General features: G+C 52.8%; 11 protein-coding genes and 1 pseudogene. 5 read left to right on the top strand and 7 right to left on the bottom strand.

The window, feature by feature from the left end:
• Positions 1 to 234: 234 nt before the first annotated feature.
• A complete protein-coding gene (galE, locus tag ACEQ15_RS06350) occupies positions 235 to 1,266 on the bottom strand; it encodes a UDP-glucose 4-epimerase GalE (RefSeq protein WP_370278247.1) in 1,032 nt (343 codons plus the stop codon).
• A 379-nt stretch (positions 1,267 to 1,645) separates the two neighbouring features.
• Between galE and galU the strand changes: the two genes are divergently transcribed.
• The 3 genes from galU to ACEQ15_RS06365 are packed head-to-tail and all read left to right on the top strand — an operon-like array spanning position 1,646 to position 5,449.
• On the top strand, positions 1,646 to 2,524 hold the full coding sequence (gene galU / locus ACEQ15_RS06355) for a UTP--glucose-1-phosphate uridylyltransferase GalU (protein WP_370278248.1): 879 nt from the start codon (positions 1,646 to 1,648) through the stop codon (positions 2,522 to 2,524).
• A 3-nt stretch (positions 2,525 to 2,527) separates the two neighbouring features.
• Positions 2,528 to 4,177: a glucose-6-phosphate isomerase gene (gene pgi / locus ACEQ15_RS06360; RefSeq protein ID WP_370278249.1), complete on the top strand. Its 1,650-nt coding sequence runs from the start codon at positions 2,528 to 2,530 to the stop codon at positions 4,175 to 4,177.
• A 3-nt stretch (positions 4,178 to 4,180) separates the two neighbouring features.
• Positions 4,181 to 5,449 carry a nucleotide sugar dehydrogenase gene (locus ACEQ15_RS06365; RefSeq protein ID WP_370278250.1) on the top strand — a complete coding sequence of 423 codons (1,269 nt, stop codon included), beginning with the start codon at positions 4,181 to 4,183 and terminating at the stop codon, positions 5,447 to 5,449.
• A 106-nt stretch (positions 5,450 to 5,555) separates the two neighbouring features.
• Here the strand turns inward: ACEQ15_RS06365 and ACEQ15_RS06370 are convergent.
• Positions 5,556 to 6,772, bottom strand: a pseudogene (locus ACEQ15_RS06370) (IS3 family transposase).
• A 113-nt stretch (positions 6,773 to 6,885) separates the two neighbouring features.
• Positions 6,886 to 8,199 (bottom strand): Vi polysaccharide biosynthesis UDP-N-acetylglucosamine C-6 dehydrogenase TviB, encoded by a 1,314-nt coding sequence (tviB, locus tag ACEQ15_RS06375; RefSeq protein WP_370298145.1) that lies wholly within the window; start codon positions 8,197 to 8,199, stop codon positions 6,886 to 6,888.
• Between the two features lie 49 nt (positions 8,200 to 8,248).
• On the opposite strand from tviB, the gene mnmC reads away from it, so the two are divergent.
• Both mnmC and ACEQ15_RS06385 read left to right on the top strand, forming a co-directional pair.
• Positions 8,249 to 10,219 carry a bifunctional tRNA (5-methylaminomethyl-2-thiouridine)(34)-methyltransferase MnmD/FAD-dependent 5-carboxymethylaminomethyl-2-thiouridine(34) oxidoreductase MnmC gene (mnmC, locus tag ACEQ15_RS06380; RefSeq protein ID WP_370278252.1) on the top strand — a complete coding sequence of 657 codons (1,971 nt, stop codon included), beginning with the start codon at positions 8,249 to 8,251 and terminating at the stop codon, positions 10,217 to 10,219.
• 27 nt (positions 10,220 to 10,246) lie between these two features.
• Entirely contained in the window at positions 10,247 to 10,900 is a 654-nt protein-coding gene (locus ACEQ15_RS06385) for an HPP family protein (RefSeq protein ID WP_370278253.1), read from the top strand.
• Here ACEQ15_RS06385 and ACEQ15_RS06390 read toward each other — a convergent pair.
• The 4 genes from ACEQ15_RS06390 to zipA are packed head-to-tail and all read right to left on the bottom strand — an operon-like array spanning position 10,869 to position 15,950.
• A complete protein-coding gene (locus ACEQ15_RS06390) occupies positions 10,869 to 11,552 on the bottom strand; it encodes a DUF4126 domain-containing protein (protein ID WP_370278254.1) in 684 nt (227 codons plus the stop codon). The two genes, ACEQ15_RS06385 and ACEQ15_RS06390, sit on opposite strands and share 32 nt — an antisense overlap.
• 43 nt (positions 11,553 to 11,595) lie before the next feature.
• The gene (locus ACEQ15_RS06395; protein WP_370278255.1) at positions 11,596 to 11,811 is read right to left on the bottom strand and encodes a YheU family protein; all 216 of its coding nucleotides are present in this window, start codon (positions 11,809 to 11,811) and stop codon (positions 11,596 to 11,598) included.
• A complete protein-coding gene (ligA, locus tag ACEQ15_RS06400) occupies positions 11,808 to 14,168 on the bottom strand; it encodes an NAD-dependent DNA ligase LigA (protein WP_370278256.1) in 2,361 nt (786 codons plus the stop codon). Before ligA ends, ACEQ15_RS06395 begins: the two co-directional genes overlap by 4 nt.
• 60 nt (positions 14,169 to 14,228) lie before the next feature.
• Positions 14,229 to 15,950 carry a cell division protein ZipA gene (gene zipA / locus ACEQ15_RS06405; protein ID WP_370278257.1) on the bottom strand — a complete coding sequence of 574 codons (1,722 nt, stop codon included), beginning with the start codon at positions 15,948 to 15,950 and terminating at the stop codon, positions 14,229 to 14,231.
• Positions 15,951 to 15,959 lie beyond the last annotated feature (9 nt).

Consider the following 15,959-nt stretch of genomic DNA (forward strand, 5'->3'; position numbering starts at 1 on the left):
AGATAGACATGGAGCCAATCACCGTCCTGGTGATGTGAATCCACGGAAAAACCTTTCCATAGGCAGCTGCTGAAGGCAGAATCCTGAAGCATAAACGACGATTTGGTTTTGATGATTGTTTGGCGACTTCACCATAAACCAATTCGTCGTTTTTTTTGTAGACTCCACGCTATCCGACGAAGAACCATAAAAAAGCCCCTGTCATCAGGGGCTTTTTCTTTTGTCTCATCTGGATCAGTTGAGCGAGCAACCTACATCTTTAAAGCCACGCGGATTCTCTTTCTGCCAATTCCAGTGATCACGGATCATCTCTTCCAATCCATTCTGGGCACTCCACCCCAGACGCTTTTCACTGAATGCAGGATCTGCGTAGCAAGTTGCAATATCCCCAGCCCTTCGTGGTGCAATCTCATAAGGAACCGCCTGACCAGAAATACGGCGGAATACTTCCACCACATCCAGTACGGAATAACCACTACCGGTACCCAGGTTATAGGCAACACAGCCATGCTTGTCATCAAGCGCGGACAGCGCCTTCAGATGACCTGCCGCCAGATCCTGCACATGGATGTAATCCCTGACACCCGTGCCATCCGGCGTATCGTAGTCATCACCAAATACTTTCAGCTGACGCAACTGCCCCGCGGCCACCTGAGCGACATACGGCATCAGGTTATTGGGAATCCCCGCTGGATCCTCGCCAATCAACCCACTCGGGTGGGCACCAACCGGATTAAAGTAGCGCAGCAACGCGATCTGCCAATCACTGTCTGATAGCGAGATGTCACGCAGCATCTCTTCGATCATCAGCTTTGAACGCCCGTAAGGGTTTGTCGCTGACAGGGGCATATCCTCAGTAATCGGAACGTGCGCTGGATTACCATATACAGTCGCCGATGAGCTGAACACCAATCGTTTACAATCAGCCTTACGCATCTCATCAAACAGCGTGATCGAACCCTGCACATTGTTCTGGTAGTACTCGATCGGCATCTCCACCGATTCCCCCACCGCCTTCAATCCTGCAAAGTGAACAACCGCCTCAATCGCATTGTCCGTCAGCGCCGATGCCACCAGCGCCGCATCCCGGATATCCCCTTCCACAAAGTTAGGACGACGACCACAGATACGCTCAATGCGATTAAAAACCTCCGGATTGCTGTTACACAAATTGTCCAGCACTGTTACCTGGTGACCTGCTTCCAGCAATTGAACAACGGTGTGACTTCCAATGTATCCGGCACCACCTGTAACCAGAATATTCATGCAACTTAAACCCTTTCTAATCCTGAATGTTCGATAAACTTTTAGTCATTATACCGGCATTGAATGACAGTTAGAAAACCTGATCCGAAAGATGAATCTTGTTCAATATTCTTCACCTAAAATAGCAAGCTTTATTCCTATAATTTTATAGAGAAAAACAACAAAACCTTCTGATAAATCACTCTGTAATATCAGCAAGTTATGCTTTAACTGGCACCGGTTACTGAAATCATGGTAGCTTTATCCCACTTAAACAACCGTTTAGACTGTCGCTTCAGTAACCCAGATCAAGTTTCCTTTTTTTTTGTTTAATCCCACTTTAACGCGGTTGCAACAATGCTTACTATGGCAGCAATTGCTAGTGAATGGAGTATTTTTAATGGTCAGGAAAGCTGTAATTCCCGTTGCCGGACTGGGTACCCGCGTTTTGCCCGCCAGTAAAGCTATCCCCAAAGAGATGTTGCCTGTTGTCGACAAGCCTGCAATTCAGCTGGTTATTGAAGAAGCAGTCCAGGCTGGTATCAAAGAGATCATCCTGGTAACCCGCAGCGGCAAAGAAGCTATCGAAAACCACTTCGACAAGCACTACGAGATCGAAGCAGAACTGGCCCGCAAAGGAAAAACTGCCATTCTCGAATCCGTACAGGATATTCTGCCATCCGACGTAACCCTGATGGCGATCCGTCAGCCAGAAGCCAAAGGACTGGGACACGCAGTACTCTGTGCCGAAGCGGCGGTTGGCAATGAACCATTTGCGGTACTGCTGCCGGATGTACTGGTTGATTGTGATGACGGCGAAACCCACGATCTGAGCCAGATGATCACCAACTTCAATGCCGACAATTCGACCCAGGTAATGGTTGAACGCGTCGCGGATGAAGATATCAGCAAGTATGGCATTGCCGATTGCAGTGACGACCCGGCTGCGGGTAGCAGTGCATCAGTTAAAGGTTTCGTTGAGAAACCAGCTGCGGATGCAGCGCCTTCCAACCTCGCGGTCGTAGGACGTTATGTGTTCCCTGCACGAATTATGGAGTTGCTGAAAGACACACCTCCCGGTGCTGGCGACGAAATCCAGCTTACCGATGCAATGGACACCCTGCTGAAGGAGCAGCAGATGAGTGTTTACCGCATGTCAGGCCAAACCTTCGACTGTGGTAACAAAGCAGGCTATGTAGAAGCTGTGCTGAACTACGCACTGAAACATCCGGAAACCAAAGAGCACACCCGTGCCCTGATGAAGAAGCTAAGCGTTTAACCTATGGATCTAACACAGAGTGCCGAATGGCAGCGCCTGAAGGAACACTCGGCGACAATCGAACAGAGCCACCTGAATGACCTGTTCCGGGATGATCCGGCTCGACAGGAGCGATTTGCCTTTCGTAATCAGGACCTTCACGTCGATTTTTCCAAGCAACGGATTGTACAGGAAACACTGGGGCTACTGACGGACCTTGCACGCGCGAACGACCTGGAAGCGCGGATCAAAGATCTGTTCAACGGAGAAAAGGTAAATACCTTCGAAAACCGCCCTGCTCTGCACTCTGCGTTACGCTTACCCGATTACCGCACACTGGACATTAATGGCAGTGATATTGTCATTGATGTCCACGCTCAATTGAGCAAGATGGAGCGCTTGGTTGAGCGCTTGCACAGCGCTCAGGCACGTGGATATAGCGGACGCCCGATCCGTAACGTTGTCCATATCGGCGTGGGTGGCTCCGACCTGGGCCCACTGATGACCAACCGGGCATTGTGCGACTATCCGTGTCCGGCCAGCCATCCGCTCGAAGTCTTTTTTGTGTCCTCCATGGATGGCAGCCAGCTTTCATTGCTGCTGCGCAAGCTCGAACCTTCGGAAACCCTGTTTGTTATCGCATCCAAGTCCTTTACGACACTGGATACGCTGGCGAATGCAGAAACCGCCAAAGACTGGATCATGGAGCGCAGCAATGTTGATGAGCGTATGATCCTGCAGCACCATTTTGTGGGCATTTCGGCCAATCCAGACAAAATGACCGCTTTTGGCATCAGCGAAGATAACCAACTGCTGTTCTGGGATTGGGTCGGCGGTCGCTATTCCATGTGGTCCTGTATCGGTTTCCCGATCGCCCTGCAGATCGGTATGCATCGTTTCCGCGATCTGCTGGCTGGCGCCCACTGCATGGACGAGCACTTCCGTTCGGCACCGCTGGAATCCAATATACCGGTGCTGATGGCAGTGATCGGCATCTGGAACATCAACTTCCTGGATATCCATGCACATGCGGTCCTGCCTTACGACGGTCGCCTGGCGCGTTTCCCGGCATATCTTGAACAGCTGGAGATGGAAAGTAACGGCAAGAACACCACGCTGGACCTGAAGAGTGTGGATTACGCCACCTGCCCGATTATCTGGGGCGAGATCGGTCCGAACGCCCAGCACGCATTTTACCAGCTGCTGCACCAGGGCACCGAAAAGGTGATGTGTGACTTCATCGCCCCGGCCCGCCGTTACAATGACATTGACGATCAGAAAGGCAGCGAAGTCCTGCGCAAGCAGCACATACTTGCGCTCTCCAACTGCTTTGCCCAGTCCCGCGTACTGGCTTTTGGTGACCATGCTCTCAGCGATACCGGTGAAGTACCATTCTACAAGCGATATCACGGCAACCAGCCAAGCACGACTATTTTGCTGGATGAGCTGACTCCGTTTGCTTTGGGCCAGTTGATCGCTTTGTACGAGCACAAAGTATTTACCCAATCGGTTATCTGGCGTATCAACCCGTTTGACCAATGGGGTGTAGAACTTGGTAAAGTAATGGCGGGAGAAACACTTTCCGTACTGCACGGCGACAACAGTCTTGCCGGACAGATGGACCCGTCCACGCTGGCCCTGATCAATGAAACCCTTAAGCTGCAGGACAAGTAAGCTATGAAGATCATTATTTATGGCAACAACATGTCTGCAATGGGGGCTGCGGGTGTACTGGCCCGTACCGGCAACACCGTATATTTGCCAATCTCCTCGCATGACCTGGACAGCCGTCGTATCTCGGTAACCGAGCCAGGTCTGCGTGGCCTGTTACAGAGCCAGTTCGATTCGGGTCGACTGCGCAGTTATGATCCACAACACCCGCCGACCGAAGCGGATATCCACTGGCTCAATCTGGAATCCAATGCTTACGACAAAGCAGCATCGATCGTAGCGGATGTCGCCTCACGGCATGAAGGCCGCCTGCTGTTTATCAACCAGAGCATCTTTGGCATAGGCTCCACGTCCCGTCTGAATGCTGTTCTGGGCAATGATGAGCAGCGCACCGTGGTCTATATCCCGGACTCTCTGCGCGGCGGGCGTGCTTTGGAATCCTTTATCCACCCGGATCAGTTGGTAATCGGTAGTGATTCCCAATGGGCAATCAGCCGGATCACCGCAATGGCCCGTGTGCTGATGGGAACAAACCAGCGCATCCGCATCATGTCTTCACAGGAAGCCGAGTTTGCCACATTGGCCCTCAACGGCATGCTGGCAATGCGCCTGAGCTACATCAACGAGCTGGCCAACCTGGCTGACAACATGGGCATTGATATCGAGACCGTACGCGATACCATCGCCGGCGATGCCCGTATCGGCAAACACTTCCTGAACCCGGGCTGTGGTTTTGGTGGCGAGAAGTTCTCCGATCACCTGCTGCTGTTCTCCGACTTCCTGAAAGAGAAACGTCGCTCCTCGTTGCTGCGCACCGTCATCGATATCAACGAGCGCCAGAAAGAGACGCTGTTCCGCAAACTGTGGCGTCACTTCCAGGGCAACCTCAAAGGCTGCAAAGTGGCGATCTGGGGCGCGTCTTACAAACCGGGCACAGCAGATATCCACAATGCACCAAGCCTGGCGACTATCGATGCCTGTATGGCACAAGGTGTGGAAGTGCGCGTGCACGACCCTCTGGCACTGCAGAACCTGGCTGAATACTACCGGAATGCAGAGAACCTGGTGTTGTGTAGCACACCGGAGCAAGCAGCCGACGGCGCCGATGCCCTGCTGCTGGTAACCGAATGGCCTGAATACGGTATGCGTGACTTTGACCGTATCGTCAGCAACATGCGCCGCCCACTGCTGCTCGACGGTCGAAACGTATACGATCCTGGCGAGATGCAGGACTACGGCTTCCATTACCACGGTATTGGACGCAAAGCGGTTTAAGCCAAGTAGCCAAGTAGCCAAGTAGCCAAGAATACTTAGCAAGGGTATAACTCGGCTACTTAGTTAGTATCAACCTTGTCTTGTCCTGATATAGGTTGACACTATTTCAGGTTAAAAATGCCCGATGTACCTCATCGGGTGTTTTGTATTTTAAGGCCATATGAGGCCGTCGTGTATTGTAGAGATGCACCGACTCATCAACCATGACGACCGCTTGTGCTAGATCATCGGGTTTTCTTAGCAGATATTCGCCTTTCAGTATCCCATTCACCCGCTCTGCAAGCGCGTTCTGGTAGCAGTCATACCCATCGGTCATCGAACAGCGCACACCATGCTTTCTGTGTACCTCTTGGTACCGCTTCGAACAGTACTGTATGCCTCTATCAGAGTGGTGGATGAGTTCTGTACTCCTCTGGTAACCGCTCAAGGCCTTCTTGTAAGCCGTGACAACAGAATCTGCTTTCAGGTCGCTGTGTACGTTATAACCGACGATTTTGCGTGAATACGCATCTGTCACCTGGCTTAGGTAAGCCTCTCCATGCCTCACAGGCAAGTACGTGATATCGGCTACCCAGATTTGCTCAGGCCGCGTCGCTTGTGCTTGTTCGGCACTTGGCTTAAGCAGGTTTGGATGACACCAGAAGCGGTGACGGCTCTGCGTGGTCTTGTGATACGCCCTGCGCCGCTGAACCAGCAGTCGGCGCTCCTTCAACAGCTCAAAGAGTTTATCCCGGCCGATTTTCAACGCCGTTTCGGTATTCAGCAGGTGCAGAAGTTTACGCGCCCCTAACTGCGGCTGACGCATGCGCTCATGCTGAATATGCCCCAGTATGGCGCGATACCGCTTGGCTTGCTGCTTAGCACGCTGACACTGCTGGTAATAGGCCAGTCGACTGATGCCGAGGATGTGGCAAGCCCGAGTCACCGTCAGCCCTATGACTTGTCGTTTTTCGATGACTTGCCGCGAGGCTTTTTTACTACGCGGATCCCATGATCACGCTTGAGGACATCAACCACCGCTTCAAAGAAATCGGCTTTCTGCTGCACCTCAGCCAGCTTCTGCTCATGCTCTTTGATGCGTTGCTCGGGGGTTGGTTCTGAAGGTTTGTCTGACATAGTGCTGGTACGCCCTATCGGTGTTCCTTTAGACCAATCTAGCCTGCCATGCTTACGAAGCCAAACCAATACTGTTGACCGGCCTTGAATACCGTAACGGTTCTGAGCTTGTGTATACGTTAACTCGCCAGCTTCTACTTGGTCGACAACCGATAATTAAAAAGCGAGGGAATAGTCACGCTGAGTACGCTTAGGGCTTAATTTCATAACACTCTCCGATTTGCTCCTCGAAAAGTGTCAACGTTATTCAGGACGGGACACCTATAATAAAAAAGCCGCTAATACAGCGGCTTTTTTATACTTATCTGAGACTATCTACTTCACAAACGGCCATCCACCTGGTCGCTCGGCAGTACTGACTTCACGTCATAAAGCAGATGCTTCTGCTTGCCTAACAATCGTAAACTTTCTCCTTTTTCTACAAATTCTGTATGAGCTACAGCAAGTACAATCACATCGTATGACCCAGCCTGCGGCTCTTCAATCAGGCTCAAGCCGTATTCGTTTTCCGCTTCAACCGATGATACCCATGGATCATACACATCAACATCCATGTGATAACTCTTGAGTTCTTCAACAATATCCACAGCTCGCGTGTTTCGAATATCAGGGCAGTTTTCTTTAAAGCTAAGCCCAAGTACAAGTGCACGTGCCCCCGAGATAGGCTGAGCATTATCAATCATCTTTTTGACTATTGACGAAACGACATACTCTCCCATCCCATCGTTGATTCGGCGACCGGCCAGAATCACATCTGGAAAATAGCCCAAAGATTGAGCTTTATGGGTTAGATAATATGGATCAACACCAATACAGTGACCACCGACTAACCCTGGTCTGAATGGCAAAAAATTCCATTTTGTTCCAGCTGCTTCAAGCACTTCGACTGTATCGATACCCACCTTACCAAAGATAATTGCCAGCTCATTCACCAGCGCAATATTCAAATCACGCTGCGTGTTTTCAATCACCTTAGACGCTTCTGCAACCTTAATGCTGCTAGCCTTATGCGTCCCGGCGGTAATGATCAATCGATATAAATAATCGACAAAATCACCAACCTCCTCTGTTGAACCAGAGGTGACTTTTACGATATTCGGTAGCCGATGGACCTTATCACCAGGATTGATCCGCTCAGGGCTGTATCCGACGTAAAAGCCATCATTAAAGGTAAGGCCCGACGCCTCTTCAAGTTCAGGAACACAAACTTCCTCCGTTGCGCCGGGATAGACTGTCGACTCATAAATGACAATATCTCCGCGCCTCAAAACACTGCCAATCGCTGCACTGGATTTTTTCAGTGGCGAAAGGTCCGGCTGTTTATGTGCATCGACAGGTGTCGGTACAGTCACTATGTAAACGTTACAATCAGCAACCGCTGAAAGCTGATCGGAGAAAGTCAGGCTGGACGCTTGCTGCAGTTCATCTGGATCGACTTCCAGTGTCGAGTCGTTACCTAGTTTGAGCTCATCAACACGACTGCTATTTATATCGTAGCCAATTGTCTTTATGTGCTTGCCAAATTCCACTGCCAACGGCAAACCCACGTACCCTAAACCTAAGACGCATAGCTTGATATCGCTTTTACTGATCATGCAGCAAAACCCTTTTAGCTCAATACCGATAAGGCTCATATAATAACACGTAGACAGTCTTCTACTCAGCCTTTAGTTTATACAGCCTATGCCCAGACCACCGATCCGTAACGCCACTATCACCTGGAAAGAGGATACTCCGGTATCCACCGAGTTTGACGACCTGTACTTCAACGTTCAGGCCGGACTTGTAGAGTGCGAGCATGTTTTTCTCAACGGAAACAATCTCAAAGAGCGATTCGTTAACCTGAAGGCACCACAGTTTGTGATCGCCGAGACAGGTTTTGGCACCGGACTGAACTTCCTGGCGGCACGCCAGCTTTGGCTGAAACATGCGCCAAAGCACAAATGTCTGCACTTTATCAGCGTAGAGAAGTTTCCCCTCAGCCGGGCAGACCTGGCCCTGGCCCTCAAACACTGGCCGGAACTTAACGACGGTGCGTCACAACTGATCCAGCTTTATCCGGAACCGGTACCCGGCTTTCACCGCCTTTCGCTGGACGGCGGACGGATTCAGCTGACATTAATGCTGATGGATGCGATCGACGCCTACAGCCAGTTGGAAGCACACATTGATGCCTGGTTTCTGGACGGCTTTGCCCCATCCAAGAACCCGGAAATGTGGAACGAACACCTGTTCACCCAGCTTGGACGCCTGAGTCACGAATCCACTACCCTGGCGACCTTTACCGCTGCAGGTTTTGTACGCCGGGGGTTACAAGCGGTTGGCTTTGATATTCAAAAGGTACCAGGCTTTGGTCGCAAGCGAGAGATGGTAAGTGCACGCTTCAACGTCAATCCATCCCAACCCCAAAACCCAGCGCCCTGGTTTGAACATACGAAAACAGCACAGCGCCCCGACGCTGTCGTGATCATTGGAGCCGGCATCGCGGGCTGTGCAACGGCCAACGCCCTGGCACAACGAGGTATCCCGGTCAGGTTACTGGAACGTAATGAAGAGATCGCCCAAGAAGGGTCAGGAAATCGTCAGGGCGCGCTCTACGCAAAACTACCAGTGGATCACAACGCGCAGGGGCAGCTGCATCTGAGCGGTCTGATGCATACTCGACGCCAGCTGCAGCTGCTCGATCCACAGTCCGAGATCTGGGGCGATTGTGGACTGCTGCAGCTCGCAACCAACGAAAAAGAGCATAAACGCCAGCAAAACATGCTCGCGAGAACCCGGTTTGACGACAACATAATCCGTGAGGTCTCTGCCGAAGAAGCATCCAGACTGGCCGGCTCACCTGTTAGTCATTCTGGGGTGTTTATGGAACACGGTGGCTGGGTCAGCCCACAGGCCTTGTGCTCGCGCCTTGTTGATCACCCACTGATCTCAGTACACACCAATACCCAGGTCACCGGGGTCGCTCAAAACCCGGAAACTAAGCGCTGGAGCATCAGCATTGAGGGAAACCCTGAACTCGAAAGCAGTCATCTGGTGATCTGTACGGCTGCGGAAGCCAGGCAACTCACACAGTTTACACACCTTCCGGTCAAACCGATCCGGGGCCAGACCTCAATCGCGTCAGCTGAAGGTGTCCAACCACTACAAACGGTTGTATGCGGAGATGGTTATATCTCCCCTGCCCGCGAAGAAACCTACTGTTTTGGTGCGACTTTCGACCTGCATGACCTGAATCTCGATATACGTAACGAGGACCATCATGCTAACCTAAGCAAGTTGCATGCCGTGTTACCGGAAATCGCCGATAGCCTTGCAACCGAAGAGCTGAAAGGCCGTGCCGCATACCGCTGCAGTACCGCTGACTATCTGCCCATAGCCGGCCCGGCCCCTGACTATGAGGCATTTGTAAGCGACTATGCCAAACTTCGTATAGACCGGAAATGGAAATTCACCGACAGTCCGCCAAAGCATCTGGATGGTCTGTTTATCAACATCGGCCATGGATCAAAAGGACTTATCACCGGTCCAATTTGTGGTGAAATTGTTGCAGCGAGCATGCTCGGCGAGCCGTTCCCAGTAGAAAAATCACTGGTTGATGCCGTAAATCCTGCACGTTTTATTGTTAAGAATTTGATCAGAAAGTCGATATAAAGGCTTAGTAACGGCTGGAGCAGATTTATGGCACTGGTTATATACGACCACGGTTATCGCATACAGACGCCGACTAAATCGGAATTTCCACCGACCGGCGTCGACAAGCTGGAAGAACTGAAGGCATCCCACCGTTCGGCAGATACCGAAGATCGCGTACATGCGGACGGTGAGAAGTTTATCCAGATTCTGCAGCCTGAACGCAAGAAGAAAGGGCTACCGCCCGCCTCTGCGGCCACCCAGGCTTATGTGGACACCGAAGAAAAAGCGATCAGCCTACCGGATCGCCGCACACTTGCGATCTCACATATCATGAGCTCGCCGGTACAGACAATCACGCCTGGCGCGACCATCTTCGCTGCTTCACGCAAAATGGTGGACCTGAATATTCGCCACCTGGTGGTGGTTAACGAATCCCAGCAACTGCTGGGGATGCTGTCAGAACGGGACATTCTGCGGGTGGGCAAGAACTCACCCGAATCCATCGACACCATTTACAGCAAGAAAGTGTTGGCAGCCTCCCCCGATACCCGCGTACGCCAGGCCGCCCAGATTATGGTGGAGTACAACATCAACTCCATCCCGATCGTTGACGCTGGAGGCGGTGCAATTGGTGTCGTAACCCGCACCGACATGCTCCACCTGCTTGTTAGTGGTCCGAATCTCGAGCGCTGGGCCTGACCCTAGCTTTTGAGTCTGTCAGTTGAGGGGCCGAAGGGGTGGCCTCCGAACCGCTAAATAAGCGCCCCAACCAACTGAATACCTTTTTGATTCCCCGCCACAGCTTTGGCAGCAGCCACGCGATCAGCACGATAAACAACGCCAGCGCGATCAGGAAAGAGACCGGGTGATTCAGTGCAGTCCAAAGACCGCCAAGCACCAGAAGGTCTTCTGTGAACGATGCGGTCCAGTTGGTTACGGGCTCGGGAGAGGTGTTGATCAGTACCCGGCTACCTGCCTTGGTAGCATGACTGGCAGCCGCCAGGGTACCTCCGACCAAGGCCGCGGCAACTTCCACGGCGGGGGTAATATCACCTACTGCAGCAGAGGCCAGCGCAGCCCCCGCGGGGATGCGGATAAAGGTGTGCAGGCCATCCCAGCCGGTATCAACGCCCGGGACTTTATCAGCAAAGAACTCAACACAGTACATGAAACCTGCGGCCATCAGCACCAGCGGATCAGCCACCACCATCAACTCTTCGGGCAAGGTGATGTGTCCCATGTTGGAAAGCAAACCCAACATCAGCACGGTGGCATACAGATTGATACCACTGGCCCAGCCCACACCCATTGTGAGCGCGATCAAGCTTACAATCTGGTCTAACTGATCCATAAGCAACTCCACTGATAATTCAGTCTTCAGCTGCTGGCGAAAGCTATTCCAGCAGGCTACTGGATACTATATTGCACTCGCCTTTACCTTCGCTGAACAGGATCACCGCTTCACCGCTAGCCAACAGACGTTTAACCTGTACCACACGCTCCGCAAGCGATATCTCCTGTTCACCGTAGTCGGTTCCGTCACGAGTAACATACTCCTCGATCAGCCCCTCCAGGGCGTCAGAACTGAGCTGGTCGTATGGGATTTTCATAGGCTGTCGGGATCAATCTCGTATTCACGTAACAGTTGGATAAATTGGTCTTCATCCAACACAGGGATACCAAGCTCGTTGGCCTTGGCCAGCTTGGAACCCGCACCTGGACCTGCAACAACGCAGTCGGTTTTCTTGGAAACGCTGCCGCTTACCTTAGCGCCCAACTGCTGCAGCGCAGTTTTGGCTTTGCTACGGGCCATCTGCTCCAGCGTGCCAGTGAGCACATAGGTTTTGCCTTCCAGTGGCGCTACCTGTTGTTCACCTTGTTCAACTTCACAGCTCCAGTGCAAACCAAACGCCAGCATCTGCGCTTCGATCAAACGGATACGCTCAACCCATCGAGCATCATCCAGGCAATCCAGCACGCCGTTAATGGCCTTGGCAGAGAGTTTAGGCACCTGATCCAGCGTCTGCAGATCCGCCGTCAGCAGCGATTCAAGATCACCGAAGTAATCGGCAATCCGTTGGGCGCCCACTTTCGCAACACCGTTGATTCCCATACGGTCGATCAATTCAGCCAATGTGATCGCACCGGCCAGATCAGCCGCCAGGTCGCCTTCATCGGTAAACTCAATGCCCTGCGCCAACAGATCATCCAACACCTTGGCGTTGTGCTCGTCCTCAAAGAAGTGGCTGATCTCACCCGCCACTTCGCGACCAATATCCGGCAGCCAAGTCAGGATTTCGGGTAGCACTACACGGATACGTGCCAGCGTCCCCAGTTTGGAGGCCAGTACACGTGCGGTCTCCTCGCCCACATCCGGGATACCCAAGCCGTAAATGAAGCGAGCCAGCGAGACCTGACGCCGTGCTGCGATCGATTCACACAGTTTATTGGCGGAGATCTCAGCAAAACCTTCCAGCCCGACCAGCTGTTCCGGTTTCAAGCGGTACAGATCGGCCGGTGAGGTGATCAACTTCAACTCCACCAGCTGCTCGACGATCTTCTCGCCCAGGCCGTCGATCTCCAGAGCCTTACGGGAAGCATAGTGGATGATCGCCTGCTGCACCTGGGCCTGACAGGAGAGTCGTCCCACACAACGATAAGCGGCACCTTCACTTGCCTGCTCGCCGGATTTGGTACGCTTGACGATCTGTACCCGTTCCACATCGGAACCACACACCGGGCAGCTGTGCGGAATCTCAACCGGTTCAGCCCCCTCCGGGCGACGCTCGGTCACCACTTTGACCACCTGCGGAATCACATCACCGGCACGGCGAATGACTACGCTGTCTCCAATGCGCAGGTCCAGACGGGCTATCTCATCCATGTTGTGCAGGGTCGCATTGGATACCGTCACGCCGCCAACAAACACCGGCTCCAGACGTGCAACCGGGGTTACCGCACCGGTGCGTCCTACCTGGAACTCAACATCACGTACCACCGTGATCTCTTCCTGCGCCGGAAACTTGTGGGCAATCGCCCAGCGTGGTGCGCGGGAAATAAAACCCAGTTGCTGCTGTTGCTGCAGGTCGTTGACCTTAAACACCACCCCGTCGATTTCATACGGCAGAGAGTCACGTTGCTCGAGAATACGCTGGTAGTAGTTGATACAACCTTCAACGCCCTCTACCACATCCAGCAGCGCATTCAGCTTAAAACCCCACGCTTTTAACTGACGCAGCACATCGGCGTGTTTTGCCGGCATTGCACCGCCTTCAACAATTCCAACGCTATAGCTGCACAGCTCCAGAGGACGCTGGGCAGTCAAGCGGGGATCAAGCTGGCGCAAACTGCCTGCAGCCGCGTTACGCGGGTTCACAAACGGTTTGCCGCCCTCTGCACGCATACGGGCATTCAATGCATCAAAACCCTGCTTAGGCATAAAGATCTCACCACGCACCTCCAGGCGCGCAGGATACCCCTCGCCACTGAGTTTCAGCGGGATGGTAGGTATTGTTCGTACGTTAAGCGTGATATCTTCGCCGCTAACGCCGTCACCGCGAGTGGCACCGCGCACCAGTACACCCTCTTCGTAAAGCAGGCTGATGGCGATGCCATCCAATTTCGGCTCGCAGGCATACTCGATGATCTCACCAGCAGGCGCATCCAGACGCTCGACCACACGACGGTTGAATGCCTGCATGTCCTCTTCATTAAAGGCGTTATCCAAAGACAACATCGGCATCTCATGCTGCACTTGGTTAAACGCGTCAAGCGGTGCACCACCCACACGCTGGGTTGGTGAGTCAGCGGTTACCAACTCAGGATGTTCTTTCTCCAGTGCCTTGAGCTGCAGATACAGGCGATCATATTCGGCATCCGGAACTTCCGGATTATCCAGCACGTAATAACAATAGTTATGGTGATTCAGCTGCTCACGCAGCGCCAGAACTTCCTGCTCAACAGACACAGTAGAACCCTATTAGATTATCGAGAGAGATTAGATTTTAGGCGAAGGGAAGACGTGCGCTTAATGCGCACGTCGGGCCAGATTACGCATTCCGAAGTCACGGATACGCTGGCGATAATGTTCTTTGGTTTGTGGTCTTAGCACAGAGCGATTTTCATCCAACAGCTCTGCTCCCATATGTTTAGCCACGGTTTCGGCCGTTGCCAGCATACATTCGAAGGCATTCATTACATCCCGTGGTTCTTCCATCGACATGAAGAAGGTGAGTCCACGGGTTTCCACCGCGTCCATATTATCGATGTCGAAAGTCCCCGGTTTGATCGCATTGGCCATGCTGAACTGCACGGCGCCTTCTTCTAGGCCATCTTCGAAACGGTGGAAAATCTCCATATCACCAAATCGCATGCCACAGGCACTCACCAGTGGCAGCAGCTTAGCCCCCGGGATCGGCAAGTCTTCGGCGGCCAACACAGTGATCGCCAATACACTTTCCGGCGCCGGTGTTTTTTCCAGTGAAGGACGCTCGGCAAACAGGTCCTTGGTTTCCGGGACTGGCTCGGCGGTTTCTTCGGCAGCCAATGCTTTCTTGCGTGGAGCAGGCTTCGCGGCAGGTTTCGGTTTCGCTGCAGCAACAATTGGAGGTTCTTCCACCTCGGGCACTATCGGATCATCGGCGAACAGGGAGGGGGCTTCCGCGGGCTCAGTCTCCCGTTCGTTATCATCCAAAAACAGCGTAATTGGCTTATCCAGATCCAACTCTGGCTCGGATTCACTGTTCACAGCAGCCACCTGAGGCTTCACCGGTTCAGCAGGCGTTTCGCTTGCACTCATTGGCTCTGGGGTGAACTCGGGCTCCTGAATATTATCCGCAGGACGGTTAAACAGCGGTTCTGGTTTGCGAGCTGGCTCTTCGGGCTCTACCAAGGATTCGGGTTCCGGCTGAACATAAGCCACTGGTTCTGGCTCTTCAGCTGGTTCAGGGCGAATCTCAACAATACGCGGTTTGGAGATGATCCCTTCATCCAGCGACAGATCTGGCATATCCGATCCAGCAGCCGCCACGTCTGTTTCCGGCTCGTGCTCTATCTCAGACTCATCGTAACCGTCCAGTGTAGGAAACAGCGGTTCCGGATCCTGTTCAGCCAGGCTGTCCACCTCGAAGCGCATCGGCTCAATATCAGATTCCAGATCAGCTGGCGCACCGTCCGTATAAGCGGACACCGCTTCCAGAGATTCTGGCACAGGGGTTTCAACAGGCTCTGCTTCGAAACGCTCTGCAGAAGGCTGCGGTTCAGGTTCAACTGAAACTACACGCGCAGGTCCCAGCAGTTCATCGTATTCAGCGTTATCAGCAGCTTGCGGCTCTGTTGCGAGCGCTTCCGGCTCTTCGTTTACCTGGTAAGAGCGGTGAAGCTCTTCTTCAGTGCGGTCGCTAACATCATTACCAAAAGCGGGTTCGATACGACCATCGGGCTCAATGTCCGGGCTGTCAAAGAGCGGATCCGATTCGGCATGATCCTGGCTATTATGGCTATTATGGCTATCGCGCTCCTGCTCAAGTTCAGCAAACAGAGGATCTTCACCTACCAGACGGGCGCCACCGTTTGGCAGTTCGGGATTGTGAGTACGAACAGGCTCATCCGGCAGATCCGCAACATTGGGGTCAATATCCATGCGCAGACGGTTGCGGTTTCCATTCATCCGACGCCAGCCATCAAGGATGATTAGGCCGATCAGGATAACGCCCCCGATCACTAGCCATTCACGCAAACCGATATCCATAAATAAATC

Origin of the sequence: Pontibacterium sp., from assembly GCF_964228735.1 — a bacterium.
Lineage (GTDB): Bacteria > Pseudomonadota > Gammaproteobacteria > Pseudomonadales > Balneatricaceae > Pontibacterium.